This is a genomic window from Xanthobacter sp. 126, from assembly GCF_000526175.1.
Lineage (GTDB): Bacteria > Pseudomonadota > Alphaproteobacteria > Rhizobiales > Xanthobacteraceae > Xanthobacter > Xanthobacter aminoxidans.
In genome coordinates, this window is record NZ_JAFO01000001.1 from 3,485,111 (window position 1) to 3,512,086 (window position 26,976).

Annotated in this window: 25 protein-coding genes and 1 other RNA gene; 12 read left to right on the forward strand and 14 right to left on the reverse strand. The window is 68.8% G+C overall.

The annotated features are described in order from the left end of the window. Positions 1 to 92: 92 nt before the first annotated feature. Positions 93 to 1,010: a carbon-nitrogen hydrolase family protein gene (locus tag XAN126_RS0116630; RefSeq protein ID WP_024279719.1), complete on the forward strand. Its 918-nt coding sequence runs from the start codon at positions 93 to 95 to the stop codon at positions 1,008 to 1,010. Beyond that, the gene (locus XAN126_RS0116635; RefSeq protein WP_024279720.1) at positions 1,007 to 1,510 is read left to right on the forward strand and encodes a DUF1178 family protein; all 504 of its coding nucleotides are present in this window, start codon (positions 1,007 to 1,009) and stop codon (positions 1,508 to 1,510) included. Before XAN126_RS0116630 ends, XAN126_RS0116635 begins: the two co-directional genes overlap by 4 nt. 3 nt (positions 1,511 to 1,513) lie before the next feature. On the opposite strand, the gene ubiG is transcribed toward XAN126_RS0116635, so the two are convergent. From ubiG to tkt, 13 genes are all read right to left on the reverse strand, one after another. Next, the gene (ubiG, locus tag XAN126_RS0116640; protein WP_024279721.1) at positions 1,514 to 2,257 is read right to left on the reverse strand and encodes a bifunctional 2-polyprenyl-6-hydroxyphenol methylase/3-demethylubiquinol 3-O-methyltransferase UbiG; all 744 of its coding nucleotides are present in this window, start codon (positions 2,255 to 2,257) and stop codon (positions 1,514 to 1,516) included. Between the two features lie 81 nt (positions 2,258 to 2,338). Beyond that, complete coding sequence (gene trpS, locus XAN126_RS0116645; protein ID WP_024279722.1) at positions 2,339 to 3,373, reverse strand: tryptophan--tRNA ligase; 1,035 nt, start codon at positions 3,371 to 3,373, stop codon at positions 2,339 to 2,341. A 131-nt stretch (positions 3,374 to 3,504) separates the two neighbouring features. Next, positions 3,505 to 5,046 carry a lipid II flippase MurJ gene (locus tag XAN126_RS0116650; RefSeq protein WP_024279723.1) on the reverse strand — a complete coding sequence of 514 codons (1,542 nt, stop codon included), beginning with the start codon at positions 5,044 to 5,046 and terminating at the stop codon, positions 3,505 to 3,507. Between the two features lie 156 nt (positions 5,047 to 5,202). Then, complete coding sequence (ftsH, locus tag XAN126_RS0116655; protein WP_024279724.1) at positions 5,203 to 7,125, reverse strand: ATP-dependent zinc metalloprotease FtsH; 1,923 nt, start codon at positions 7,123 to 7,125, stop codon at positions 5,203 to 5,205. Between the two features lie 114 nt (positions 7,126 to 7,239). Further along, the gene (tilS, locus tag XAN126_RS0116660; protein WP_029877297.1) at positions 7,240 to 8,340 is read right to left on the reverse strand and encodes a tRNA lysidine(34) synthetase TilS; all 1,101 of its coding nucleotides are present in this window, start codon (positions 8,338 to 8,340) and stop codon (positions 7,240 to 7,242) included. Positions 8,341 to 8,345: 5 nt separating this feature from the next. Further along, positions 8,346 to 9,302: a tol-pal system protein YbgF gene (gene ybgF, locus XAN126_RS0116665; protein ID WP_024279726.1), complete on the reverse strand. Its 957-nt coding sequence runs from the start codon at positions 9,300 to 9,302 to the stop codon at positions 8,346 to 8,348. 200 nt (positions 9,303 to 9,502) lie between these two features. After that, positions 9,503 to 9,994, reverse strand: coding sequence for a peptidoglycan-associated lipoprotein Pal (pal, locus tag XAN126_RS0116670; protein WP_024279727.1), 492 nt, complete (start codon positions 9,992 to 9,994; stop codon positions 9,503 to 9,505). Positions 9,995 to 10,401: 407 nt separating this feature from the next. After that, positions 10,402 to 11,292, reverse strand: coding sequence for a tetratricopeptide repeat protein (locus XAN126_RS0116675; RefSeq protein ID WP_197024049.1), 891 nt, complete (start codon positions 11,290 to 11,292; stop codon positions 10,402 to 10,404). 254 nt (positions 11,293 to 11,546) lie between these two features. Further along, entirely contained in the window at positions 11,547 to 12,179 is a 633-nt protein-coding gene (locus XAN126_RS26455; protein ID WP_024279729.1) for a thiamine phosphate synthase, read from the reverse strand. 128 nt (positions 12,180 to 12,307) lie between these two features. Further along, entirely contained in the window at positions 12,308 to 13,330 is a 1,023-nt protein-coding gene (locus XAN126_RS0116685; protein ID WP_029877301.1) for a class I fructose-bisphosphate aldolase, read from the reverse strand. Positions 13,331 to 13,554: 224 nt separating this feature from the next. Next, on the reverse strand, positions 13,555 to 14,748 hold the full coding sequence (locus tag XAN126_RS0116690; RefSeq protein WP_024279731.1) for a phosphoglycerate kinase: 1,194 nt from the start codon (positions 14,746 to 14,748) through the stop codon (positions 13,555 to 13,557). A 21-nt stretch (positions 14,749 to 14,769) separates the two neighbouring features. After that, complete coding sequence (gap, locus tag XAN126_RS0116695; RefSeq protein ID WP_024279732.1) at positions 14,770 to 15,777, reverse strand: type I glyceraldehyde-3-phosphate dehydrogenase; 1,008 nt, start codon at positions 15,775 to 15,777, stop codon at positions 14,770 to 14,772. Positions 15,778 to 15,882: 105 nt separating this feature from the next. Further along, positions 15,883 to 17,889: a transketolase gene (gene tkt / locus XAN126_RS0116700; protein ID WP_024279733.1), complete on the reverse strand. Its 2,007-nt coding sequence runs from the start codon at positions 17,887 to 17,889 to the stop codon at positions 15,883 to 15,885. A 374-nt stretch (positions 17,890 to 18,263) separates the two neighbouring features. On the opposite strand from tkt, the gene XAN126_RS0116705 reads away from it, so the two are divergent. The 6 genes from XAN126_RS0116705 to XAN126_RS0116725 all read left to right on the forward strand — a co-directional run bounded on the left by XAN126_RS0116705 (position 18,264) and on the right by XAN126_RS0116725 (position 21,589). Continuing rightward, on the forward strand, positions 18,264 to 18,569 hold the full coding sequence (locus XAN126_RS0116705) for a DUF4164 domain-containing protein (RefSeq protein ID WP_051460620.1): 306 nt from the start codon (positions 18,264 to 18,266) through the stop codon (positions 18,567 to 18,569). 4 nt (positions 18,570 to 18,573) lie between these two features. Further along, positions 18,574 to 18,957 carry a cell division protein ZapA gene (locus XAN126_RS0116710; protein ID WP_024279734.1) on the forward strand — a complete coding sequence of 128 codons (384 nt, stop codon included), beginning with the start codon at positions 18,574 to 18,576 and terminating at the stop codon, positions 18,955 to 18,957. 54 nt (positions 18,958 to 19,011) lie between these two features. Further along, a non-coding RNA gene (ssrS, locus tag XAN126_RS27870) (6S RNA) lies at positions 19,012 to 19,166 on the forward strand. Between the two features lie 32 nt (positions 19,167 to 19,198). Further along, complete coding sequence (locus XAN126_RS0116715; protein ID WP_024279735.1) at positions 19,199 to 19,810, forward strand: 5-formyltetrahydrofolate cyclo-ligase; 612 nt, start codon at positions 19,199 to 19,201, stop codon at positions 19,808 to 19,810. 42 nt (positions 19,811 to 19,852) lie between these two features. Continuing rightward, a complete protein-coding gene (locus tag XAN126_RS0116720) occupies positions 19,853 to 20,674 on the forward strand; it encodes a TIGR00282 family metallophosphoesterase (RefSeq protein ID WP_024279736.1) in 822 nt (273 codons plus the stop codon). Between the two features lie 168 nt (positions 20,675 to 20,842). Next, the gene (locus XAN126_RS0116725; RefSeq protein WP_024279737.1) at positions 20,843 to 21,589 is read left to right on the forward strand and encodes a YebC/PmpR family DNA-binding transcriptional regulator; all 747 of its coding nucleotides are present in this window, start codon (positions 20,843 to 20,845) and stop codon (positions 21,587 to 21,589) included. A gap of 96 nt (positions 21,590 to 21,685) precedes the next feature. Here the strand turns inward: XAN126_RS0116725 and XAN126_RS0116730 are convergent, their stop codons facing one another. Continuing rightward, a complete protein-coding gene (locus XAN126_RS0116730) occupies positions 21,686 to 22,126 on the reverse strand; it encodes a MerR family DNA-binding transcriptional regulator (protein ID WP_024279738.1) in 441 nt (146 codons plus the stop codon). Between the two features lie 596 nt (positions 22,127 to 22,722). On the opposite strand from XAN126_RS0116730, the gene XAN126_RS0116735 reads away from it, so the two are divergent. The 4 genes from XAN126_RS0116735 to ruvA all read left to right on the forward strand — a co-directional run bounded on the left by XAN126_RS0116735 (position 22,723) and on the right by ruvA (position 26,973). Further along, on the forward strand, positions 22,723 to 25,305 hold the full coding sequence (locus tag XAN126_RS0116735; RefSeq protein ID WP_024279739.1) for a tetratricopeptide repeat protein: 2,583 nt from the start codon (positions 22,723 to 22,725) through the stop codon (positions 25,303 to 25,305). A gap of 65 nt (positions 25,306 to 25,370) precedes the next feature. Continuing rightward, positions 25,371 to 25,880, forward strand: coding sequence for a crossover junction endodeoxyribonuclease RuvC (gene ruvC, locus XAN126_RS0116740; RefSeq protein ID WP_024279740.1), 510 nt, complete (start codon positions 25,371 to 25,373; stop codon positions 25,878 to 25,880). Positions 25,881 to 25,910: 30 nt separating this feature from the next. Further along, positions 25,911 to 26,342, forward strand: a complete 432-nt coding sequence (locus XAN126_RS0116745; RefSeq protein ID WP_081762672.1) for a DUF1772 domain-containing protein — start codon at positions 25,911 to 25,913, stop codon at positions 26,340 to 26,342. Between the two features lie 10 nt (positions 26,343 to 26,352). Then, positions 26,353 to 26,973 carry a Holliday junction branch migration protein RuvA gene (ruvA, locus tag XAN126_RS0116750; RefSeq protein ID WP_024279742.1) on the forward strand — a complete coding sequence of 207 codons (621 nt, stop codon included), beginning with the start codon at positions 26,353 to 26,355 and terminating at the stop codon, positions 26,971 to 26,973. Positions 26,974 to 26,976: the final 3 nt, after the last annotated feature.

Sequence of the window (26,976 nt, forward strand, 5' to 3'; positions counted from 1 at the left end):
TCCCGCCGGGAAGAGCCTATCTGTCGGAGATCGCGCCCCGCCGGGCGCGAAACGGCGATCCAGGCTCCGGCGGCAGCGAAAGAGCAAGCCCCATGACCACCTCGGAACCGACCCCGGCCAAATCCGCGCCCGAAGCGCGCACCGGCAAGACCCTCCGCGTGGGCCTGATCCAGCTGCGAAGCGGCCGCGAACCGGCGGCGAACCTCGATGCCGCGGCCGCCCTCATCCGCGAGGCGGCCCGGGAGGGCGCGCGCTATGTCCAGACGCCGGAAGTGACCAACATCATGGAGCTGGATCGCAAGGTCCTGTTCGAGAAGCTCCAGGAAGAGGGCAACGACGCCACCCTCGCCGCCCTGCGCCAGCTGGCGCGCGAACTGGGTATCACGCTCCATATCGGCTCCCTCGCCCTGAAGGTTTCTGATGCGAAGGCAGTGAACCGCGGATTCGTCATCGACCCCGATGGCGAGATCACCGGCCGCTACGACAAGATCCACATGTTCGACGTGGACCTCGGCAATGGCGAGAGCTACCGCGAGTCGAACGCCTACCGGCCGGGCGAGCGTGCCGTGCTGACCGATGTGGACGGTATCCGCCTCGGCATGACCATCTGCTACGACCTGCGCTTCCCCTCGCTCTATCGGGCTCTCGCCGAAGGCGGCGCCAAGGTGCTCACTGTGCCGTCGGCCTTCACTCGGCCCACCGGGGAGGCCCACTGGCACATTCTGCTGCGCGCCCGCGCCATCGAGAACGGCGCCTATGTCCTCGCCGCCGCACAGGGGGGACGGCACGAAAACGGCCGCGACACCTATGGTCATTCGCTGGTGGTCGACCCCTGGGGCCGCGTCATCGCCGAGGGCGGGACCGACCCGGGCGTCATCCTCGCCGAGATCGACATCGCGGAAGTCGCCGCGGCACGGGCGCGCGTTCCGTCTCTCACCAACGGCCGCCGGTTCGAGATCGCCGAGCCGGGGCAGATCGGCCACCTCCACGTGGTGCGTGCCTCCTCATGATCCGCTACACCCTCAAGTGCGACGACGGCCACGAGTTCGAGAGCTGGTTTCCCTCCTCCACCAGCTACGACACCCAGCGTGCACGCGGCCTCGTCACCTGCCCCACCTGCAATTCAGCCAAGGTCGAGAAGGCCGTGATGGCCCCGTCCGTCGCGCGCACCGACAAGGGGATGCCGGACAGGGAGCCTGTGGGCGCGCCCGCGAGCGGTCCCGACGCTGGTGCGGCCGCCGAAGCGCCTTCCGCCGAGGCGACGCCCGTGGCGATGATGGCGCGGCCCGACAGCGAGTTGCGCACGCTGATCCGCCAGTTGCGCGACCATATCGTCGCCAACTCGGATGATGTCGGTGACAGCTTCGCCGACCTCGCCCGCAAAATGCATGACGGAGAGATCGAGCATCGCCCCATCCGCGGCGAGGCGACGGTGGAAGAGGTGAAGGCCCTACGCGAGGACGAGGTGGAGGTGTTCCCCCTGCCCGTGCTGCCGGAAGATCGGAACTGAGGCCTAGACCTCGCGCTCCGCCACCATGAAATAGTTCACCGAGAGATCCTCGGTCAGGCGGAAGTCGCCAGAGAAGGGCTCGTAGGCGAGGCCCACCTTCTCCCGAGCGGCAAAGCCGGCTGAAGCGAGCGTCGCCTCCAGCTCTTCCGGCGTCACGAACTTCTCCCAGCGATGGGTGCCGGGCGCCAGCCAGCGCAGGACGTATTCGGCACCGACGATGGCGAGGGCGAAGCTCTTGGTCGTGCGGTTCAAGGTGGAGAGCACCAGCACGCCGCCATCCGCCACCAGACGCCCGGCGGTGCGCACGAACAGGCCGACATCGGCCACATGCTCCACCACCTCCAGCGCCACCACCACATCGAAGCGGGCGCCGCGCTCGGCCAGCGCCTCGGCGGTCTCGGCCTCGTAGGTTACGGTGAGGCCAGACTGCGCGGCGTGGGCGCGGGCGATGTCCACATTGCCGGGAGCCGGGTCGATACCCGTCACATCGGCGCCCATGCGGGACAAGGGCTCGCTGAGCAGGCCCCCGCCGCAGCCGATGTCCACAAGGGAAAGGCCCTTCAGCGGGCGCAGCGCGCGGGCATCACGGGAGAAATGCCGCACCAGCGTGTCACGGAGGAAGGCGAGGCGCGCCGGATTCATGGCGTGCAGGGGCGCCATCTTGCCCTTCACGTCCCACCATTGGGCGCCGAGCGCCTCGAAGCGGGAGACCTCTTCCGGATCGACCGTGGCGTTCATCTGCGGCATCACGGCCTCCTCGTCGGCGGGCAACATTCCCCACACTTAGGCGCCGCATCCGGCGCGGGCAAGGCCGCGCCGGCGGCCCTGTCAGCGCACCATGCCGACGATGTCCTTCACGTCGCGGATGGTCTGGTCGGCGATCACCCGGGCGCGGTCGGCTCCGTCGATCAGAATGGCATCGATCGCAGTCGGATCGGCCATCAGACGCTGCATCTCGGTGCCGATGGGGCCGAGCTTCGCCACGGCCAGATCCACCAGCGCGGCCTTGAAGGCCGAGAACTGGGCGTTGCCATAATCCGCCAGCACCTGCGCCTTGGTGGTATCGGACAGGGCCGCGAAGATGCCCACGAGGTTGTCCGCTTCCGGGCGCCCCTTCAGCCCCTCTTCCTCCGAGGGCAACGGCTCAGGATCGGTCTTCGCCCTGCGCACCTTGCCGGCGATGGCGTCTGCATCGTCGGTGAGGTTGATGCGGGAGAAGTCCGAGGGCTCCGACTTCGACATCTTCTTGGAGCCGTCGCGCAGGCTCATCACCCGCGTCGCCGGCCCGGCGATGAGCGGCTCGGTGATGGGGAAGTAGCCGTCACCATGGCCATTGGAGGCGATGGAGGGGGCGAAGTCCGTGTTGAACTTCTGCGCGATGTCGCGCGTCAGTTCCAGATGCTGCTTCTGGTCGTCGCCGACCGGCACATGGGTGGCGCGATAGAGCAGGATGTCGGCGGCCATCAGGGTCGGATAGGCGAAGAGGCCCACGGAGGCGTTCTCGCGGTCCTTGCCGGCCTTCTCCTTGAACTGCGTCATGCGGTTCAGCCAGCCCATGCGGGCGACGCAGTTGAACACCCAGGCGAGTTCGGCGTGGCCGGACACCTGGCTCTGGTTGAACACGATGTGGGCCTTGGGATCGATGCCGCAGGCGATGAAGGCGGCCGTCACCTCGCGGGTGTGGCGCTTCAGCTCTTCCGGGTCCTGCCAGACGGTGATGGCGTGGAGGTCGACCACGCAATAGATGCACTCGTGGCTCTTCTGCAGCTCTACGAAGCGCTTGATGGCGCCGAGATAATTGCCGAGATGCAGGTTGCCCGTGGGCTGCACGCCGGAAAATACGCGTTCTGCGACCGCCGCCATGGCGAACTCCCCAAAGAGCGGCGCGCCGCTCGACCTGAACACGGGCAACGGCCCGCGAAAGTGAATGCGGCGCGTCATGCCACCTGGGGCGGCACGGCGCAAGGGCACGGCCCGCAACGCTGCTGCCCGGCTCAGATGCGGCCCGTCCAGGCCTTCGAGACGGCCGCCTTCACCATGAGCGCGCCGGCGCCGTAGATGCCGCCGCCGCTGGAGACGAGCCCGACCAGACGCAGGATGCCCGCCAGCGTCCCCTCCGGCACGGGCCACGTTGCGGCGAGCGCGCCGACCCCGGCCCCCATGGCGAGGCTCGCGGCCGCGAGGCCGGCGGCCGAGAGCACCATCGGCGTCGAGAAGCGCAACGCGCCGCGGGCGATGAGGACGCCACCCAAGGCCAGAATCGATGCCGCAGCCGACAGCGCCACAGCCCCCGCCGCTATCAAGGGGCCGCCGACCGTTCCGAGCCCAGCAGCGGCGACGATGCACAGCAGCAGCGAGCCGAGCGCGATTCGCTCCGCCGCCTTGATCTGTCCGGACGTGGAGGCGGCGGCCGAGAGGATGCGCTCCAGCCCCTGCGCCGGCAGCGAGAACGAGAGGACGGCCAGCAGCGCGGCGGTCAAGCGGGCGTCTTCGCTGTCGAAGCTCCCCCGCTGGAAGAGCGTGACGACGATGGGGTCGGCCAGGACCGCAAGCCCGACCGCCGCAGGCAAAGCGAAGGCAAGCGCCGCCAGCACCGCCCGGCCGGCATCGTCCGCGGCCTCTGCCCTTCCGCGCCGGAGCAGGGCCGGCACAAGGACCGCCCCCGCGCTGGCACCGACGAGGCCCAGCGGGAGGTCCATCAGCCGCTGGGCATAGTTCAGGGCGGCGGCGGCGCCAGGGCTGGCGGACACGGCTGCGACCACGATGATGAAGCGAAGCTGGCTCAGCCCTGCAAATAGCAAGGCGGGCGACGCCGCCCGAAGCACACCGAGCGCCGCCCGGAGATCGCGAAACGTCAGCACGCGGAACAGCGGAAGCGCCGGACAGCCCCTTGCAGCCAGCCTCATGATGGCAAATTGAGCGCAGCCCGCCCCCACCTGCGCTGCCGCGATAGCAAAGGCGGCGGTGTCGCTTTCCATCAGCCCCTTGGCGAGCAAAACGCCGATGACCGCGAGCACCGTGACATTGGCCGCTGCGGGAGCCAATGCCGGCAGCAGCACGCGATGGGTGGCATTGGCGATGCCGCCGAAAATCGCTGCGAGCCCGGCGAGCGGGATGTAGAGCACCACCACCCGACCGCAGAGGATGGCGACGTCCGCCCGCTGCCCGCCCGCCTCGAAGCCCGGCGCCATCAGGCCGATCACCTGCGGCATGAAGAGCGCGACGATAGCAGCGAACACGAGGAGGAGACCGCAGAGCAGCAGCAGGGTCGCGCCCGCGAGCCGGCCAGCCGCTTCATCGCCCGTTCCCACGGCTTCGTTCGTCGTCCGGGCAAGCGCCGGAATGAAGGCGAGATTGAACGCGCCCTCGGCCAGCAGCCGGCGCGCCAGCAACGGCAACGCCATGGCCGCAGCCAGCGCATCTGCCACCGGCCCGACGCCGAGCACGGCGGCCGTGGCCGCATCCCGCGCAAAGCCCATAACACGGGATGCGAGGGTTGCCGCCGAGACGATGGAGGTTCGGGCGAGGAGGGACATGAGCCCTGCCTATGACTCGCGCGGCCGGTTGTGTCGATGGGCTCTGCGCAGAACGTGCCCTCCGAGCCCTGCCCAGGGCGCACGCTGCGAAGGAGAATCCCCGTCACAAACGAAAAACGCCCGCTTGCGCGGGCGTCTTCCGGTCGATCATGCGTCTCAGGCCTGGGGCTGAGGCTCGATGGAGCCGCCGGCACCGCCGGGGCGGGGGCGCTTCGTGGTGGGGATGGCCGAGCCACGCGGGTTGGACGGCTCAAGCACGCTCTCACGGTTCGGCGTCTTGCCGTCGAGGAGGTCCACGATCTCGTCGCCCGAAAGCGTCTCGTATTCGAGCAGGCCGCGGGCAAGAGCTTCGAGGTCGTCGTACTTCTCGGTGAGGATGCGCTTCGCCTCGGTATAGCCCTCGTCCACGAGCCGCCGGACCTCCTTGTCGATGGTCTGGGCAGTGGCCTCGGACACGTTCTGGTGGCGCTGCATCGACATGCCGAGGAACACGTCCTCGTTGTTCTCCCCGTAGGCCACCTGACCGAGCAGGTCGGAGAAGCCCCAGCGCGTCACCATCATCTTGGCGAGGCGGGTCGCCTGCTCGATGTCGGAGGCGGCACCGGACGTCACCTTGTCGTGGCCGAACACGAGTTCCTCAGCCACGCGGCCGCCCATCATGATGGCGAGACGCGAGGTCATCTGCTCGTAGCTCATGGAGAGCTTGTCGCGCTCCGGAAGCTGCATGACCATGCCGAGTGCCCGGCCACGGGGGATGATGGTGGCCTTGTGCACCGGATCGGTCGCCGGAACATTGAGGGCGACGATGGCGTGGCCGCCCTCGTGATAGGCGGTGAGCATCTTCTCTTCCTCGGTCATTACGAGGGAGCGACGCTCGGCACCCATCATCACCTTGTCCTTGGCGTCCTCGAACTCGGCCATGGTGACCATGCGCTTGTTGCGCCGGGCCGCCATCAGCGCCGCCTCGTTGCAGAGGTTCGCGAGGTCCGCGCCGGAGAAGCCGGGCGTGCCGCGGGCGATGGTCTTGAGATTCACGTCGGGGGCAACGGGAATCTTGCGGGCATGCACCTTCAGGATCTGCTCGCGGCCGACCACGTCCGGGTTCGGGACGATGACCTGACGGTCGAAGCGGCCGGGACGCAGCAGCGCGGGATCGAGCACGTCCGGACGGTTGGTCGCGGCGATGAGGATGATGCCCTCGTTCGCCTCGAAGCCGTCCATCTCCACCAGCAGCTGGTTGAGGGTCTGCTCGCGCTCGTCATTGCCGCCGCCGAGGCCGGCGCCGCGGTGGCGGCCCACCGCGTCGATCTCGTCGATGAAGATGATGCACGGCGCATTCTTCTTCGCCTGCTCGAACATGTCGCGCACGCGGCTCGCGCCGACGCCCACGAACATTTCCACGAAGTCCGAGCCCGAGATGGTGAAGAAGGGCACGTTGGCCTCACCCGCGATGGCGCGGGCGAGCAGCGTCTTGCCGGTGCCGGGCGGGCCGACGAGCAGCACGCCGCGCGGGATGCGGCCGCCGAGGCGCTGGAACTTCTGCGGGTCGCGCAGGAATTCCACGATCTCGGTGAGGTCGCTCTTGGCCTCGTCGATGCCGGCCACGTCGTCGAACGTCACGCGGCCGTGCGCCTCGGTGAGGAGCTTGGCGCGGCTCTTGCCGAAGCCCATGGCCTTGCCGCCGGCGCCCTGCATCTGGCGCGACAGGAAGATCCACACGCCGATCAGCGCCAGGAAGGGCAGCCAGGAGAGCAGCAGGCTCACGAACCACGGCACGTTGTCCGACGGCGCGCGCGCAGTGATCTGCACGCCCTTGCCATACAGGCGCTGCACGAGCGAGGGGTCGTTCGGCGCGTAGGTCTGGAAGGAGCCGGAGCGGTCCTGATAGGTGCCGGTGATGTTCGGCCCCTCGATCATCACCTCGCGCACCTTGCCGGCGTCCACGTCGTTGAGGAGCTGCGAGAAGGAGATTTCGTTCGCATTGGTGCGCTGGCCCGGGCTGTTGAACAGCGAGAACAAGGCCAGCAGCAGCAGGACGATGATCACCCAAAGGGCGAAATTACGTAGATTGGCGTTCATTGAACCCTCGTGGGGACAGAAGGTCGGTTCCGTTTCGACGCCTCACCATACGGAAAGGATACCTCCGCACAGCACTGCCGCCGGTGGAACCTCCCGCACCGTCCAGCGCCTAATTTAGGAGCGAGGCCCCGTCTTGCCAAGGAGAGGCGCCTTTTCCGCACTTGAATTCGTCGCGATGCCCTCGGTCGGGCGCCGGGGTGGTGCGCTGGATACGAGCACCCGCCCCTTCCGGACGGCCACACTGGCACCCGCCAGGGTGCGGCGAAATGGAGCAGCCGGCAAAGCGAGCGCGGCCAAAAGTGCGGCCAGCAGAACCTCAAGCTTGGCCAGTTCAACCGGGCCTTCCCTCCCCTGCGCCGCTACGCAGCGGCCGAGAAGACGCAGGGCGATTTCCTCCGGCAGTTCGGCAAATCGAGCGGCCTCGATGGCGACGCCCGATCTGTCGATGGTAACAAGATCCGCCTCCACCCTTTCCGTCACCGCCTCCAGGGCCGAGTCGGCACGGGCGAGACGGCGGGCGAGGCGGGCGAGGCCGCGCGCGTCGAGGCCCTCCTGCGCCAAAGCGGGAGCGAGCGACCTCAGGCGCGGACGTGCGAAACGGGCATCGAGATTGGAGGGGTCGCTCGCATAGGCGATGTTGGCAGCATCAAGCGTCGCCACGAGGCGCGCCTTCGGCAGACCGAGGAAGGGGCGCAGAAGAATGAGTTCACCCCGTGCCGTCTCGGCGCTCATTGCCGCGAGGCCGGCAAGGCCGGAGCCCCGCACCATGCGGAACAGCACGGTCTCGGCTTGGTCGTCGCAGGTATGGGCCAAAGCAAGCGCCGACGCGCCGACCCGATCCGCCTCGGCCGTGAGCAGCGCATAGCGCGCGTCCCGCGCCGCCTCCTGCAGGCCGCGATCGGGCTTTTCGCCCTGCCAGCGAAGCGTGCGATGAGGCACGTTCAATCGAGCGGCCAGACGCGCCACGTCGGCCGCCTCCTCGGCTGCCGCCGGCCTCAATCCATGATCGACGGTCGCCGCAAACAGCCGCGGTCCACCCGGGGACTGCGCCCGCCAGCGGGCGGCGAGATGGAGCAGCGCGGTGGAATCAGGCCCGCCGGAAACGGCGAGGAGAATGGCTGAACGGCCGGAAAAGCTGGAAAAGAGGACTTCGAGTTCGCTGTCGGCGACCGCCGCGCGGGAGTCGGGAGACAGGCTTGCGGAATCCGCCGCCATCGGCCTCAGCAACCGACGCGCTTCTGCTCGCGCTCGACGGCCTGCCGGACGGAGGAGGCGGTGCGAGGATATTTCCGGTCCACCTCCTGGAAGGTGGCACAGGCCGTCTCCTTCTCGCCGAGGCCGGCGAGCGACTGGCCGAGCCGCAGCAGCGCCTCGGGCGCGCGGGCGGAATTCTGGTACTTGGTGGAAACCTCGAGGAACGAGGCTGCCGCATCGGAATAGTTCTGCCGCAGGAACAGACTCTCCCCAAGCATGAAGGTCGCGTCGGCGATCAGCCGGTCGTTGGGAGAAGACTGGATGATCTGGCGGAAGGTCTGCTCGGCGCCGGCATAGTCCTGTCGCTGAAGCTGGGACTGGCCGGCATCGTAGAGCTCGCGCACCGTGGCCCCGGCGGACGGCAGCGCGGCCACCTGCTGGCCGGCGGCCGGGCGGATGGGCGCGACGTCCACCGCGCGCGGCGCGGGCGTGGCGCTCGCGGGAGAGCCGAGCGGCTGGGGCGCGCCCGGCGCGGCCGGGTCCATGTTGGGATCGAAGGCGTCGGAGCGGCGCACCGGAGCGGCGGGCGCTGCCGCCGGACGGCCGGAGGGAAGCACCGCCGGCGCCTGGACCGGCGCGGCCACGGGCGCCGCGGACGGGCCGCCGGACGGACGGCCGCCGCCGGCCTCCTCCAGCCGGCGCACCTGCGCCTCAAGCTGCTGGTTGCGATACTGCAGTTGCTCGACCTGTCCGGTGAGCTGACGCAGGGTCGATTCCAGCCTTTCCATCCGCTCCATCAGCTCCGGATCCTCGCGCGGAGCTTCCTGCGCGGGCTGGGGCGACTTGAACAGATTGCCGAAGAGGTTGCCGTCGTTCTGAGCAGCCGCGGGCGCTGCCGTGCCGAGGGCCGCAGCAAAGGCAAGGCCGAACAGGACGGCATAGGTGCGAACAAGAACACCGACCGGGCGCAGGCGCATCTTCATATGACTTTTGCTTGGGGCTGGTGGCGAGGAGCACGTCCGGAACACTGCCGGTTCGAGCCGTGCAACTTTACCCCGCCGATCGCGTCCAAAGTGTGACCCGGCAACGACTTGCCGTGGACCGATCGAGGCTCTGCGGGCGCTGGACGTACAAAGGCCGGCACCCGTGGGCGCCGGCCTTCGCGAGACATTCGGAAGCAGGATCAGGCGCCGCCGCCGTTCAGCACCGTCACCGCGCGACGGTTCTGAGACCAGCACGAGATGTCGTTGCACACCGCCACCGGGCGCTCCTTGCCGTAGGAGATGGTGCGCATCCGGGCCGGGTCAATCCCGCGGGAGGCGAGGTAGTCACGCACGCTCTGGGCGCGCTTGGCCCCCAGCGCGATGTTGTATTCGCGGGTTCCGCGCTCGTCCGCATGACCTTCGATTGTGAAGGTGTAGCGGTTGTACTGCTGGAGCCACTGGGCCTGACGGTCCAGGGTGGCGCGGGCCTGCGGGGTGAGATCGGTCTGGTCGCTCTCGAAGAACACGCGATCACCGACGGCGACCACGAACTCCTGAGGGGAACCGGGAGGGCCACCCGCGCCGCCGACGCCGGCATTCTGGTTGGGATTGTTGGCGCACGCGGCAAGCGCCAGCGCGAAGCCAAACAGAGCCGCGAACCGGAAGCCGCGAGCAAGGCTGAGGAAACGCATCCGGTAACTCCCTTCTCAACGCTGCACCGGAGGCTTCGGGTCTAAAGCCGTCCGGTTAAGCGAACGTTCCGTACGCGGCCTCTTGGCCGCTCTGAGAGCCGAAAACCGGAGGATGCGGACCACTCCCGCTTGCCATGGTTTCCGGGCCGTTATCATCGCCCTTCGGGCGGGTACGCGCCTCCCTCTCCCGCGTGCAGAAACCAGCACGGCAGGTGAATGAGGTGTTTGCCCGAAAGGCCGGGAGAGGCGACGACGCCCCTCGTCCGACACGTCCTTCACTGATGCCGGGACGTGGCGTCATCATGGCGCGGAGGTGCAGGGGTGAAGGCAGCGCAACGGCGGTGGTGGGCGTTGCAAAAGAGCCACAACCGAGCCCTTGCTCGGCCCCGCCCCTCATCGCTCCGCCTTCAGGAGCGGCCGGATTCCCAGCGGGCAGCCTGCGCCTGCGCCTTCTTGCGGTCTGCCTCGGGCAGCTTGGCCACCACGTCGTCCAGCATCGGGTCGCCGAGGCCACGGCTCTTGGCGAGGAGGTGCCAGGCAGCCGCCTTCGTCTTGTCCTCCGGCACGCCCCGTCCAACCGCGAGCAGCCGCGCATAGCGGTTCTGAGCAATGGCATTGCCGGCCAGCGCCGCCTTGCGGAACATGGCGGCAGCGGCGGCCTCGTCCTTGGGCACGCCGGTGCCGTTGAACTGCATGATGGCGAATTCCACCTGCGCCGTGACGTGACCGAGTCGGGCGGCGGCGCCCATCATGCGGGCGGCCGCGGCGACATCCTTGTCGACGCCATTGCCCTCCTTCAGCAGCACGCCGAGGGCATACTGGGCATCTTCCACATCCTTGGCCGCGGCGATCTCGAACCAGCGCGCGGCCTCCGAAGGCTCCTTGGGGACTTTTCTGCCCTGGAGATAGAGCAGGCCGAGATTGTACGCAGCGCCTGCATTCCCCTTCTCCGCCGCCTGACGGAACAGCTGTGCCGCCGCGACCTCGTCCATGGGAATGCCGCGGCCGGCGAGGGTCATGTTGCCGAGCGCGAAAAGCGCTCCGGTCGAGCCGGCATCCGCCGCCTTGCGATACCACTCGATCGCCTTTTTGGGGTCGAGGGGAACACCGAGGCCTTCGGAATAAAGCTCGCCAAGCAGGGTCATAGCCGCCGGATCGGTTCCGGCGCGGGCGCGCTTCAGGGCCTCGTTGAAGGCGGAAACGTAATAGCCGCGCTGGTACGCGCCATAGGCGAGATCCCCCGAGCCGCCCGGCGTATCGAGGCTGGGATAGGAGATCTGCTGGCCCAGGAGCGGCATGGGCGCGGGTTCGCGCGGACGCTGAGGGGCCTTTGGATCCGGCTTTGCGGACGGCTTGTTGCCGGCCTTCCCATCGGGCTTGGCCGGCTTGGTCGCAGGTTTGGCCGCAGGCTGAGTGGAGGACGCAGCCCCGCCGGGCTGCTGAGCCTGCGCATACGCCAGGGACGGCGCCAGAGCCACCGCGAGGGCGAGCAGCACGGCGCAGCCTGGAACGGCGAACCTTAGCCTGCGGAATGGCGCGCGGACGGCCGACATCATTGCGCGTCGTCACCCGATACAAGGCGTGCCTGCGCGGCCGCCACCACCTTCGGTGCGTCGCCGTCCGACGCCAGAAGCGTCTCCGACAGGGCGATGAAATCAGCTCCGGCTTCGGCCAGCGCCGTCACCTCGTCGAGGGAAGAGGCGACGCCGACGCAGGGCACCTCGAACAGTTCGGCCCACCATTCCACAAGATCGCGCACACGGAAAAACTCGCCCGGCTCCGGGGCGAGCGCGCCGAAGGCGACGTAATCGGCCCCGCTCTCCCCTGCGATCATGGCTTCATGGCGCGTGGCAAGCCCAGCGGCACCAACAATGGCCGCAGGCTTCAGCAGCCTCAGAGCCGAATCGAGCGCCGGTCCGGCCGCAACGTGCACGCCGTCGAGACCGGCGCTGGCGACGAGCCCCTCGGAGCCTTCGAGGAGTACGGCTGCATCATGCCGCTGCGCCGCTCCCGCGATCTCGGCGAGCCGCGCCAGATCGAGCTTCTCGCCGGCAGGGGTGCGCAGCACCACGCAGGCCACGTCGCCCGCTCGCACCGCGGCCTCCACCATGCGCGGGTCGAGCGCAGGCGTGACGGTGAAGACGAGCATGAGGCGGGCGCCGGTGGCGGGCGGAGGATTGGCCATGGGTCTGATCGGTCTGCCAAGAAATCGGCGAATTGGGGGCACGGACGCGGAATGTCGTCGGCTTTCGCCAGACCATAAGAAAAGGGCCGGCGCAAGCCGGCCCTTCCTGAACGTGATGCGCCCGATGCTCAGGCGGCCTTGCGCTCCTCCTCGGCCGACCACTTGCCGAGGGCCGCGAGGGAGTTCATGTGCGCGCGGTGGGCGAAGGCGGCCTGCGCCTTGGCCACGTTCTCCGGCTTGCCGGACCACGCCTTCTGCGGCGCGGCCTGCAGGGCGCGGCCGTAGGAATAGGTGAGCTTCCAGGGCAGGCCGCCCAGCTTCACCATGGCGTCGAGGTGGGCGGTGGCGTCCTCGTCGGACTGGCCGCCGGAGAGGAAGGCGATGCCGGGCACGGCGGTGGGCACGCAGGCCTTCAGCACGCGCACGGTCTTCTCCGCCACCTCGGCCACCGAGGCCTGCACCGGGCTCTTCTTGCCAGGCACGATCATGTTGGGCTTGAGCACCATGCCTTCCAGACGGACGCGCTGGTAGTACAGCTCCTCGAACACCGTCTTCAGCGCCCATTCGGTGACGCGGTAGCACGCGTCGATGTCGTGGGCGCCGTCCATGAGCACTTCCGGCTCGACGATCGGGACGATCTTCGCTTCCTGGCACAGCGCCGCATAGCGGGCGAGCGCGTGGGCGTTGGCGCGGAGCGAGGTGTAGGACGGGATGTGCTTGGTGGTGTCGATGTCGATCACCGCGCGCCACTTCGCGAAGCGGGCGCCGAGGTCGTAATACTCCTTGAGGCGACCGGCAAGGCCGTCGAGACCCTCGGTGATGGTCTCGCCGGGGCAGAAGGGCTGCGGCTTGGCGCCGGCGTCTACCTTGATGCCGGGGATGGCGCCGGCCTTCTCGATGACGGAGACGAGCGGGGTGCCGTCCTTCGCCTTCTGGCGGATGGTCTCGTCATAGAGGATGACGCCGGAGATGTAGTCCATGCCCTGCGAGCGGAACATCAGCTCGCGGTAGTCGCGACGGTTCTCCTCGGTGGATTCGACCCCGATGGCATCGAACCGCTTCTTGATGGTACCGCCGCTCTCGTCTGCCGCGAGGATGCCCTTGCCGCCGGCCACCATTTTCTGCGCGATCGCGTCGAGCTCCGCCGTCATGTTCTTCACCTGCCTTGTTGCCGCCCCTCGGCGGGCATGGACGCCGGAGCGTGGCACTCCGGCAGATTGATTGTCTTTGCGCGCCCGAACCGCGGCGCATCTGTCTGCGCGCCTGCAAGTCCCGGAGCCGGCACCGGGTTCCCGACCGGTGCCCTACCCGAAAAGCGCCCGCCGCGGAGGGCCGGGCGGGCGCAATCTTCGTCATTTTATCCCGCAGCGCAATATCAGCGCCGCAGGGCCTCCACGCCCGGAAGCGCCTTGCCCTCGAGCCACTCGAGGAAGGCACCGCCGGCCGTCGAGACGTAGGAGAAGCGCTCCGCCGTCCCCGCATGGTTCAGCGCGGCCACCGTGTCACCTCCGCCCGCAACCGACAGCAACCGCCCCTTGTGGGTGAGGTCGCCGACATAGCGGGCCACGGCCACCGTCGCCGCATCGAACGGCGTCATCTCGAACGCGCCGAACGGCCCGTTCCAGACCACCGTCTTCGCCCCGTCGAGCTTCTGCTTGACGATGCCGACCGTCTCCGGACCGGCGTCCAGCATCATCTCGTCGTCCTTCACGTCATCGACGCTGGTGACGCGGTGCGCGGCATTGGCCTTGAACTCGGTGGCGACCACCGCGTCCACCGGCAGGACGATCTCGCATCCGGCCGCCTCGGCCTTCTTCAGGATGTCCCGCGCGGTGTTGGCCAGGTCGTGCTCGCAGAGCGACTTGCCCACCTTCTTGCCGAGAGCGGCGAGGAAGGTGTTGGCCATGCCGCCGCCGATGACGAGGATGTCCACCTTCTTCACGAGGTTGCCGAGCAGTTCGAGCTTGCTGGACACCTTGGAGCCGCCGACCACGGCGAGCACGGGGCGCTGGGGCGCCTCGAGGGCCTTGGTCAGCGCCTCGATCTCGCTTTCCATGGAGCGGCCGGCATAGGCCGGCAGCTTGCGGGCCAGCCCCTCGGTGGAGGCGTGCGCGCGGTGGGCGGTGGAAAAGGCATCGTTGACATAGATATCGCCGAGGCTCGCGAGGGCTTCGATGAAGTCCGGCGCGTTCTTCTCCTCGCCCGCATGGAAGCGGGTGTTCTCCAGCACGATCACCTCGCCGGAGGCGAGGCGGGAGACGGCGCTCTTCGCCTCGTCGCCGATGCAATCAGAGGCGAACGCGACCTTGCGGCCGAGTTCACCCTCGAGGGCCTTGGCGACGGGGGCGAGCGACTGGCTTTCGTCGCGGCCCTTGGGCCGCCCGAAGTGCGCCAGCAGGACGGCCTTGCCGCCCTTGCCGGTGATGTCCCGAATGGTGGGCAGGATGGCCTTGAGACGGGTGGCGTCGGTGACGCGCCCGCTCTCCATGGGAACGTTGAGGTCGACACGGACGAGGACCCGCTTGTCGGCGAGGTCCACGGCGTCATCGAGGGTGCGGAAGGCGATCATGATGGCGCCCCCTTTTCCCGGTCAGCCCAGCTTGCCCATGGCGACGGCCGTGTCGCTCATGCGGTTCGAGAAGCCCCACTCGTTATCGTACCACGACAGCACCCGCACCAGCGTGCCTTCCATGACCTTGGTCTGGTCGAGGTGGAAGGTGGAGGAGTTGGGATTGTGGTTGAAGTCGATGGAGACATTGGGCTGGTCGGTGAAGCCGAGGATGCCCTTCAGCTGCTGCGAGGCAGCCGCGATGATCGCCTCGTTGATCTCTTCCTTGCTGGTCGCGCGCTTGGCGACGAACTTCAGGTCGATCACCGAGACGTTCGGGGTCGGCACGCGGATGGAGGTGCCGTCCAGCTTGCCGGCCAGCTCAGGGAGCACGAGGCCCACCGCCTTGGCGGCGCCGGTCGAGGTGGGGATCATGGACATGGCCGCCGCGCGGGCGCGGTAGAGGTCCTTGTGCATGGTGTCCAGCGTCGGCTGGTCGCCAGTGTAGGCGTGGATGGTGGTCATGAAGCCCTTCTCGATGCCGACGGCATCGTTGAGGACCTTGGCCACCGGGGCGAGGCAGTTGGTGGTGCAGGAGGCGTTGGAGACGACGAGGTGCTCGTTCGTGAGCTTCTCGTGGTTCACGCCGTAGACCACGGTGAGGTCCGCGCCATCGGCCGGGGCCGAAACCAGCACGCGCTTGGCACCGGCGGCGAGGTGCGCCGCAGCCTTGTCACGCGAGGTGAAGATGCCGGTGCATTCCAGCGCGATGTCCACGCCCAGCTCCTTGTGGGGCAGCTCGGCGGGGTTGCGCACTGCGGTGACCTTGATGGGGCCGCGGCCCACGTCGATGGTATCTCCGGCGACCTTGACCTCGCCGGGGAAGCGGCCATGCACGCTGTCGAAGCGGAAGAGGTGGGCGTTCGTCTCCACCGGGCCGAGGTCGTTGATCGCCACCACCTCGATGTCGGTGCGGCCCGATTCGATGATGGCGCGCAGCACATTGCGACCGATGCGACCGAAACCGTTGATGGCCACCTTGACGCTCATATTGGGTCCTCCTGAGCCGGCTTGAAGCCCGGCCTCCCTGAATTGCGTTGCGCGCCCGCGGTTCACCCGCGGCGCGGTCCTCTCGCGCCCGCCGTGCGCCGAACCTCAGGCCTGCCGGAGCTGATCGAGCGCGCGCGCCGCGACCTGCTGGGCAGTAATGCCGAAATGGGCGTAAAGCTCCTTTGCGGGCGCGCTGGCGCCGAACGATGTCATTCCCACGAAGGCGGCGTTCGAACCGACGATGGCGTCCCACCCCATGCGGATCGCGGCTTCCACCGCAACCTTGGCCGGAGCGTCCCCGATCACCTTTGCCCGCTCTGCGGCGGGCCTTTCGAGGAACAGTTCGAACGAGGGGATGGAGACGACGCGGGTGGGAACACCCTGCGCCTCCAACAGCTTGGCGGCTTCAACCGCCAAGGACACTTCCGAGCCGGTGGCGAACAGGCTCGCCTGCGCCGGCCCGGACGCAGCGAGGATTTCGTAGGCACCTTCCGCCGACCGGTTCACGGCCGTGGCGTCGGTGCGCAGGAGCGGCAGGTTCTGGCGCGACAGGATGAGCGCCGAGGGCCTGTCGGTGGACTGTAGCGCAATCTGCCAGCATTCCGCCGTCTCCACCGTGTCGCAGGGGCGCATCACGAGGAGGTTGGGAATGGCGCGCAGCGCCGCGAGGTGTTCCACCGGCTGGTGGGTGGGGCCATCCTCGCCGAGGCCGATGGAATCGTGGGTGAGCACGTGGATCACCCGCTCGCCCATGAGGGCCGCGAGGCGGATGGCCGGGCGGCAATAGTCCGAGAACACCATGAAGCCGCCGGAGAATGGGATGAGCCCCTTGTGCAGCGCCATGCCGTTCATGGCAGCGGCCATGCCGTGCTCGCGCACGCCGTAATGGATGAAGGAGCCGGAGAAGTCGTCCGGCGTCACGGACTTCGCGCCCTTGGCCTTGGTGTTGTTCGAGCCGGTGAGGTCGGCCGAGCCGCCCACCATCTCGGGCACCGCCGGGGTGATGAAGTCCAGCACCATCTCGGACGACTTGCGGGTGGCGACCGCGCCACCATCCTTCACCGCCTTTTCCTTGACGGCGACGATGGCGCCTTCCAGCGCCGCGGGCAGCGTGCCGGCGACCCGGCGCTCGAATTCCGCACGCTCCTCGGCCGGGCGGGCGGCGAAACGGGCTTCCCACGCCTCGCGGGCGGCACGGCCTGCGGCACCGGCGGCACGCCAACCGTTGAGCGCATCCTCGGGCACCACGAAGGCCGGCGCTTCCCAGCCGAGGGCAGCGCGGGTGGCGACGATCTCCTCAGCGCCCAGCGGCGAGCCGTGGACCTTCTCGGAGCCGGCCTTCTTGGGAGAGCCGAAGCCGATGGTGGTGCTGCAGGCGATCAGGGTCGGACGGTCGGAGGCCTTGGCAGCCTCAAGCGCGGCGAGGATGGCCTCGGGATCATGCCCGTCCACGGCTGCCGTCGCCCAGCCGGAGGCGGCGAAGCGCGCGAGCTGGTTGGTGGAGCCGGAAATGGAGGTGGGGCCGTCGATGGAGATCTTGTTGTCGTCCCACATGACGATGAGCTTGGACAGCTTCAGGTGGCCGGCGAGGTCCGCCGCCTCCTGGCTGATGCCCTCCATCAGGTCGCCGTCGGAGGCGAGGACGTAGGTGTAGTGGTCCACCACATCCGAACCGAAGCGGGCGGCGAGCAGGCGCTCGGCCATGGCCATGCCCACGGCGGTGGCGATGCCCTGCCCCAGCGGGCCGGTGGTGGTCTCGATGCCTTCGGTGACGAAATTCTCGGGGTGGCCGGGCGTCAGCGAACCGAGCTGCCGGAAGCGCTTGATCTCGTCGATCGTCACCTTCTCGTAGCCGGCGAGGTGCAGCACCGAATAGAGCAGCATGGAGCCGTGGCCGGCGGAGAGCACGAAGCGGTCGCGATCCGGCCAGAACGGACGCGAGGGATCGTACTTCAGCACCTTCGTGAACAGCACGGTGGCGATGTCCGCCGCGCCCATGGGCAGGCCCGGATGGCCGCTGTTGGCGGCCTCGACGGCATCGATCGCGAGGAACCGGATGGCATTGGCCAGACGATCGTGACTCGTGACGCTGTCGCTGGTGCGGCTGGACATGTTCCCGTATCTCCGGTGCCGGCGCTCATGGCAGCCGGCCGGCTAGAGGCAGTCAGGGTTTCACGGGCCCGGCGGCCCGGGTCCGTCGGCAATGCTGGCACGACCACCCGGACCCGGGGCCGGCCTTTGAGCCGCCTTGTACCAAGGCTCACTGCGCTGTCAAACCTGCCTGATCTCCTCGCGTCAAGGCGACGGGCGTGGAGCCACCCGCGCTGCATCGTCGCGGCGACGCAACATAAGGGATGAGCGCGCGTGCGCCGCACGGGCCGCCTCGCGCCTCGGTTGCGGGTTGCCTCCTCAGGGCGCCGCATTCATGTTGACAGACTGGAAAGAGCGGCGTTCCGCCGCCCGTCCGACTCGGCTAAAGTCTCGTCATGTATGCGCTGAAGCAACGCCCGCCGCTGCAGGACGCCCCCATCGAGGCGGCGACCCGGCGCCTCCACGCCGCGCTCGACGCGCTGACTGACGCCATCGATCGCCGGCGCGACGCCGATCGCCATCAGGAGGCTTTGCTGGCCCAACTCCACGCCCTCGGCAATGACCGCGCCCGGCTCGCCGCCGAGCTGGACGTGGCCCAGGCGGAGGCTGGCGAGGTGGAAGAGGCGGGGCGCGAGATCATCCGCCGCCTCGACGTGGCCATGAGCACCATTCGCGACGTGCTCGCGACCCACGGCGGCTGAGGCTATGCCGCACGTCTCCGTCACCATCGCAGGCCGGCAATACAGGATGGCCTGCGACGAGGGGCAGGAAGAGCACCTCATCCGCCTCGCCCGGGACATCGACGACCGCATCACGCAATTGCGCGGCGCGTTCGGCGAGATCGGCGACCAGCGCCTCGTCGTCATGGCCGCCATCACCATCGCGGACGAATTGGCCTCGGCCCGCGGTCGCATCCGGGCGCTGGAAAGCGACATCGAGAGCCAGCGTGACGCCCGCGCCTCCGCCATGGCCCGCATCGAGGCCAGCGAGGAGGAGGTCGCCCGCACCATCGACGCCGTGGCCGAGCGCATCGAGCGCCTCGTGGCGGAACTCGCCCCGAAGGAGCGCGGAACGGTGGGGATGGGCTGAAGCTTCAGGCCGAAGGGACTGGCGCCGCGTCCTTTTCGTCCCTACATTGGCAGTGCGGGGCTGCGGGGCTCGTTAGGAGACATTTCCCCGGGGCCTTATCGATCCTTAAGGGAGCTGTCCCTGACCTTGCCTCCGGGCTTGGACATATGGCGCCCACCTACGTTGTAGGTTTCCCGGGATCGACCTCCGACGGCTTTTGTGGCTCCGCACGTCTTCCCTTCATCGACACGCTTCAAACGACATGGCCTGTGAAGATGCGGCCGGCGAAAGTCTGGCCGCCGAGAAGAAGCGCCTGCGCCTCCTGGCCCTCGGACGGCGCGCGGCCCTGGGGCCTCAGGCCCGCGCCGCTGCATCCGAAGCCGCGGCTCGGCAGGCCTCCGCCGCTCTGGGCGACATCTCGGGCCTGACCGTCTCGCTCTTCTGTGCCTTCCGCGATGAGATCGACACCGCCCCGCTTGCGGCCGAGCTGCGCGCCCGGCGCGCACGGCTCGCCTTGCCTGTCATCCTCGGGCGCGACCGACCGCTGCTGTTCCGACTGTGGCGCGCCGAAGACGCGCTGATCCCCGCAGGAGCCTTCCGCATCCCCGAGCCGCCCGCCGATGCCGAGGAGGTGGTTCCGGACGTGCTGATGGTGCCCCTCGCCGCCTTTGACCGGCGCGGCTTCCGGATCGGCTACGGCGCCGGCTTCTATGATCGTACCCTTGCACTCCTGCGTGCGCGGCGCCCTGTCCGGGCTCTGGGGTATGCATTTGCGTGCCAGGAGGTCGAAGAGGTTCCCGCCGAACCCCATGACGAGCCGGTGGACATGATGATAACGGAAAGGGAATCTTTCTGCGTGACGGCGCGGCCCTGACGCCCGTCCGCTGCCCCTCGATCGTGCCTGCCGGAAAAGTTCATGCGCATTCTGTTTCTTGGCGACGTCGTCGGCCGCTCGGGCCGCGAATGCGTCGTGTCGCACCTGCCGGGCCTCGTCGCCCAATGGTCCCTCGACCTCGTTGTGGTGAATGGCGAGAATGCCGCCGGCGGCTTCGGCATCACCGAGGCGATCTATGACGAGCTGCGCGCCGCCGGCGCCGACGCCATCACCCTCGGCAACCACTCCTTTGACCAGCGCGAAGCACTCGTCTTCATCGAGCGCGCCCCCGCTCTGATCCGGCCGCTGAATTACCCGCCGGGCACGCCCGGCCGCGGCGCGGCTCTGGTCGAAGCGCGCAACGGCGCGCGGGTGCTGGTGCTGAATGTCATGGGCCGCATCTTCATGGACCCGCTCGACGATCCCTTCGCCGGCCTCGACCGCGCGCTGGATGGCGCCACGCTGGGCGAGATGGTGGATGCCATCGTGGTGGACGTTCACGCCGAGACCACCAGCGAGAAGCAGGCCATCGGCCATTTCTGTGACGGCCGCGCCTCCCTCGTGGTGGGCACCCACACCCATGTCCCCACCGCCGACTACCGCATTCTCTCCGGTGGCACCGCCTACATGACCGACGCGGGCATGTGCGGTGCCTATGACGGCGTGATCGGCATGGACAAGGAAGAGCCGCTGCGGCGTTTCACCCGCAAGCTTGCCTCCGGCCGGTTCGAGCCGGCGTCCGGCCCTGCTGCGCTGTCGGGCGTCGCCGTTGAGACGGACGACCGGACCGGCCTTGCGGTGAAGGTCGCGGCCGTGCGCCTCGGCGCCGGGCTTGAGCCGTCCCGTCCGACCTTCTGGGACTGACGCCCCCTGCCCTAGCGGCAGGAAAAGCCCGGCAGCGCCATGCTGCACCCGCTTCCTTGCCCTTTTCCCGTCGGCCCGCCTATAAGGCCGGCTCCAGTCAACAGGATCGGTCCGGGCGGCGCCGCTTGCGCGGCGCGCGGGGCGGGTCCGCACAACGGGACGGTGGCCATGGCCGGGCATTCACAATTCAAGAACATCATGCACCGCAAGGGGCGGCAGGACGCGATGCGTTCCAAGCTGTTCTCCAAGCTGGCGCGCGAAATCACGGTCTCGGCCAAGATGGGCCTGCCGGATCCCAACATGAACGCGCGCCTGCGCGCCGCCATCCTCGCGGCCCGCGCCGAGAACATGCCCAAGGACAATATCGACCGCGCCATCAAGAAGGCGGCCGGGGCAGACACCGAGAATTACGACGAAATCCGCTATGAGGGCTACGGCCCGGGTGGCGTCGCCGTGATCGTCGAGGCCCTGACCGACAACCGCAACCGCACCGCCTCGGAAGTGCGCTCCTATTTCACCAAGTCGGGCGGCAACCTCGCCGAGACCGGCGCGGTGTCGTTCATGTTCGACCGGGTGGGGCGCATCGAGTATGCCCCCGGCAAGGCGGATGCCGACACCATGATGGAAGCAGCCATCGAGGCCGGGGCGGACGACGTGACCTCCAGCGAGGACGGTCATGAAGTGATCTGCGCCGCCGAGAGCCTGGCGGAAGTGCAGCGGGCGCTGGAGCAGAAGTTCGGGGAGCCGAACAAGGCGGCCCTCGTCTGGCGGCCGCAGAACACCGTGGCGGTGGACGATGAGACCGGCGAGAAGCTGATGCGCCTCGTCGAGACCCTCGAGGACAATGACGACGTGCAGACCGTCACCGCCAATTTCGAGCTGTCCGACGCCCTGCTGGCGAAGCTCAGCGCCTGATCCGGCGCCAGTTTTTAGGAAAATGAGCGCCCGGCAAGGCCGGGCCGCTCGCATTCGGGTACCCTGAGAGGCGGCACAGCCGCCTCTCCTCAGGCCTCAGGCGGCGAACGCCGTGGCCATGGACTTCAGCTCGGCGATGGCGGTGTCGATCTCGCCGCGCTGACGCTCGAGCTGGGCGATCTGCGACAGGCAGCGATCGCGCGACAGGGACAGCTCGCTCTCACCACCCTCATGGGCCGCCACCAGCGCCCGGATCTCCGCCAGGGTGAAGCCGAGGTGCTTGCCCTTCAGGATGACCGCCAGACGCTTGCGATCGGATTCGGAATAGAGCCGGGTCATGCCGTCGCGGCGGGGCGAGATGAGGCCCTTGTCCTCATAGAAGCGCAGGGCGCGCAGGGTGATCCCGAACTCGCGGGAAAGGTCGCCGATGGTGAAGACCACGCCCTCGCGGTAGGCCTCAGCAGCCACATGAGCCTGCGAAGGAACGACGGATCCCAGTCCGTGGTCGAAAGTCTTCTCGAACGTGTTGGCGTCCATGCCTCTATTCCCCTTATCGCGATCCTGTCCGCGGCACGGACGGATGGCCTGTGACGACCTGTCGTGGTTGCAGCGCCCCCCACGCACGCAGCGTGCGCTTCCCCAGGAGCGGAACCGGCTGTCTCGGGCTGGCTGGAATGAACCAGACCGGACCGGAGGTGCCGCTGCGCCACTATGCCTACCGTCGGGATGACGGACTGGGGAGGTTCTGAGGGATACCGTAGGGGAAAGTAACAGTTACAACTCAATTAAATCATACACTTATGCGGCCACACCAAATGCGATAAAGGCGAAGGTCACGCTTCGCGAGGTTGCCGCTGCGGAGGGTGCGGCAGACGTTTGGGGGACGTTAGGGCGTGCTACCTGACCGAGGTGGAGCCCTGCGCAGCCTGCTCCAGCGACAGGCGCTCCTGTCCACGACAAGCTGGACGACCTCGCGTGGCTGCCTTTCCCCGCGATTTCCACCGCCGCGCCGCAGCGGAGATGATTAACCGGCGATTTACCTTGATCCGAAATTCTGTGCTGAAGACATCACCGAATCGGGGCATGGTACTTTGACACCTCAAGGTCATCCGTTCGCCCCGCGGGAGGCCGGAATGGAGCGTTTTGAGCGCACGGCCCGGACACGCAAGGGCTTCGAGAGCCATCACGGCTTCGATCCCTATGCGCAGGCCGAACAGCCGGACGTCCCCGCATGGGACGTCTTCGATCTTCCGGCTTCGGCAATCGAAGCTCTCCGGGGGGAAATCGGCATTCTGCGCGAACGTCTGGCGACGGCCGCCCCCAAGCGGGCCGTCACCGAGATGGACCGCGCGATCACGCTTCTGTCTCGCCGCGTCGACGATTTGCGCGAGGCTGGCGCGACCCGTGAGGGGTCGGACCAGGCCATCCTCGACGAACTCGCCTCCATTCGTAGCAGCCTTGGCGAGGTGGGGTGCAACGAGCGCTTTGCCGAGCGCTTCAAGGTGGTCGAATCAGGCATCGATGCCCTCGGCCGCAAGATCGATCTTCTGGGCGCCCGCGCCGTGGACCCGGTGGAGGTCGCCCGGCTCCAGAGCCAGATGGGCGAAATGCGCGATCTTGTGCAGCGCCTCGTCACCGGTCCGCAGGGACAGGACGCCATGGCGAAGCTGGCCCAGCGGCTCGGAGCCTGCGCCGAGAGCGTTGCCTTGGCCGGAGAGCAGGCAGCACAGCGCCTGACCGACGCGGCCGGCGATTTCGAGCGCAATGCCGATGCCCTGCTGCGGCGCTTCGCGGATCTGGAAGCCCGCGGCCGCGCCGGCGATGCGGAGGCAACCGAGCGCCTGCGCGCCTCGCTCCTCGAATCGGTCAACGGTGTTCATGCCCGGCTCGATCACATGTCCGGGCAGATCGCCGATCAGGCGGCGAGCGTCTCGCCCGCGCTCGGCCTTGAAATCTCGCAGCGGCTCGGAGCCATCGCGGCGCGCCTTGCCGCGGCGGAGGAAAGCGGCCGGTCGGGCAGCTCCGTCGTCGATGCGATGGAGCGGCACCTGTCCGGCCTGTCGGACCAGCTGCGCCAGACTCACGACCGGCTCGGCCGCCTCGACGAGATCGAGACGGGCTTGCGGCGCCTGAGCGAGGAGGTCCGCAACGTCCGCGAGGATACCCGCTCGGTCGCCAACGAGGCCGCCGCGGCCGTGGCGGCCAAGGTGTCCGACAATCCCGACGGCGCCGCCGTGCTCGGCTTGAAGCGCGGCCTGGCCGCCCTCGAAGCCCGTCAGGACGAGATGGAGCGCCGGGCCGGCGAGCTTATGGCCGCCGAGCTGGAGCAGCAGCTGGACAGCATTTCCGTTGCCCTCGCCCAGGAGGGAGACGGCACCTACGCCCCCCGGTCCGCCGCGGGACGGACGCCGACACAAGACGCGGCCCATGAAGCTGCCTATGAGGAGGCTGCGTACCAGGAGGCCGCGTACCAGGAGGCTGGGTATTATCAGGAGCCTTCCTACGAGGAGACGCCCCAACCCCACGGCTCCTACCAGGAGCCGGAATTCCAGCCCGCTCCCGAGATCCGCGCCGAGGATGCCGCGCCCCAGCCGCAGCGCCGCGCCGCGGGTGACGCCACCGAGGCCGACGCCCTCGAAAGCGCCCTCCGCGCCGCCGCGACCGATGTGCCGTGGCCCCGCCCGAACCGCCGCGTCGACTGGGGCACGCCCCCCGCGCACGCAAAGGAAGCGGAGGAGGAGCGTCCGCGCCTCGAAAAGCGCGCCCGCAAGGCGGAGAAGGCCCGCGAACGCCGTCCGCACGCGCCGGGTGTGTTCGCCGGCCTGTTCGCGCGGCGCCGTCACATTGCCATGGTGGCCCTGATCGCGGGGGCGACCACTGTCTTTACCGGCCTCAGCGTGGGCATGGCCGTGCGCAACGGGCCGGAGATCGTCACCGGGCTGACCGAAGCCCTGCGCCGGCTCGCCGCACCTGCCATCGCCGGGGTGGCTCCGACAGAACTGCCGCCGGCCATCGGCCCGTCCGCCTTGCAGACCGCCGCCCGCGACGGCGATCCCGCCGCTGCGTTCCTCGTGGCCGGCCGCTATGCGGAAGGTCGCGGCACGGACGTCGATCTCGATGCCGCCACCAAATGGCTCGGCTATGCGGTGCAGCGCGGGTCCGCCCCGGCCGCGCTCAGGCTGGGCGCACTCTATGAGTCGGCCGGCAAGGACATGGGCGAGGCGCGGCGATTCTACACCTGGGCCGCCGAGCAGGGGAACGTGCGCGCCATGCACGCCCTCGCCATGCTTCTGTCCGAAGGTACCCTGCCCGACCTCAACGGCAAGCCCGACTGGGCCGGCGCGCTCAAGTGGTTCCGCACCGCCGCCGATCTGGGCCATCGCGACAGCCAGTACAATCTCGGCGTCATCTATGCCCGCGGCCTCGGCGTGAGCGCCGACGCGGCGGAAGCCTGGAAGTGGCTCGATCTCGCCGCCCGTCAGGGCGACGACGACAGCGCCCGCAAGCGCGACATCCTGAGCCGCGACGCGGATCCCGCCGTGCTGGCCAAGGCCCAGCAGGCCTCCACCGCCTTCGTTCCCGCGACGCCGGTGGCCGCCGCCAATACGGTGACCATCAAGCCGGAATGGCAGGAGCAGGCCCCCGATGTGGTGGCCGGCGCCGCCCCGGCCAAGGCTGCCACGCGGGTCGCAAGCTCCGCCGGCACCACGCGCTGAGGGATGGGGTGCCGGTCACCCGGCATCCCCTTTCCCCGGTTCGCCCGCTGGCGCACCTTGGCCGCATGGACCTGAACGCGATTCGCATCCTCGGCCTCGATCCCGGCCTGCGCCGCACGGGCTGGGGCGTCATCGACGTGCTTGGCTCGCGGCTCTCCTTCGTCGCCTGCGGCACCATCCTCCCCCCCGAGGCGGGCGAGATGGCCGAGCGGCTGGCCTTCCTGCACCGGGGCCTGGTGGACGTCCTCCTGCGCTTCGCCCCGGCCGAGGCGGCGGTGGAGGAGACCTTCGTGAACATGAACCCGTCATCGACCCTGAAGCTCGGCCAGGCCCGCGGCGTCGTCATGCTCGCCCCGGCGCAGATGGGGCTGCCCGTTGCCGAATATGCGCCGCTGCTGGTGAAAAAGAGCGTGGTGGGCGCCGGGCGGGCGGAAAAAGCGCAGGTCCGCATGATGATCGGCATCCTCCTGCCGAAGGCGACGCCCGAGACCGACGACGCCTCCGATGCCCTCGCCATCGCCATTACCCATGCGCATCATCGTGGCGCGGCTGCGCGTGCGCGCGCGGCGCTGTAAACTCCCTGCCGACACCGGGGGATGCTCGCCATGATCTATGGACAGCTGGCGCTCGTCACGGCGGCCGTCTTCACCGGCGCCGCCTTCTATATCAATGCGGTGGAGCAGCCGGCGCGGCTGATGCTGCCGGACGGCGCGGCGCTCGCCCAGTGGAAGCCGGCCTATCGGCGCGGCTTCGCCATGCAGGCGACGCTGGCGTTGGCCGGCGCCCTGCTGGGTGCCGCCGCCTTCGCCACGGACAACGACTGGCGCTGGCTGGCTGGCGCGGTGCTGATGCTCGCCAACTGGCCGTTCACGCTGGTCGGCATCATGCCCACCAACCGTGCGCTCATGGGCGCGCGGGAAGAGGAAGCCGGGCCGCACACGCGCCGGCTCATCGCCAACTGGGGGCAACTGCACATGGTCCGCACCGGCCTCGGCGCCCTTGCCACCTTCGTCTTTTTCACCGCAGCCACGGGCTGAAGGGTCGCACATGATCGGGAAGCTCAAGGGCGTGGTGGACGAACTTAACGAGGACCACGCCATCATCGACGTGCATGGCGTGGGCTATCTCGTCCATTGCTCCGGCCGCACCCTCTCCGCCCTGCCCCGGGCGGGCGAGGCGACGGCGCTGTTCATCGAGACCCATGTGCGGGAGGACGCGATCCGCCTGTTCGGCTTCGCCTCGGCGGCGGAGCGGGACTGGTTCCGCCTGCTGCAGGGCGTGCAGGGCATCGGCACCAAGACGGCGCTGGCGGTGCTCTCGACCCTCACCGCCTCGGAGCTGACGCAGGCCATCGCGCTGGGCGACAAGACGACGGTGGCGCGCGCCCCGGGCGTCGGCCCACGGGTAGCCACCCGCATCGTGACCGAGCTGAAGGACAAGATGCCGGGCTTCGGCGCAGGCTCGGTTTCCCTCGCCGACATCGGCGGCGCCCCTGCGGCGGCCCCGGTCGCCGGTGGCGCGGCAGCGGATGCGATGTCCGCCCTCGTCAATCTCGGCTATGGCGCACCCCAGGCCAACGCCGCTATTGCCGCCGCCTTGCGCTCGGCCGGTGAGGACGCCAAGACCGAAACGCTGATCCGCCTCGGCCTGAAGGAACTGGCCAAGTAGGCC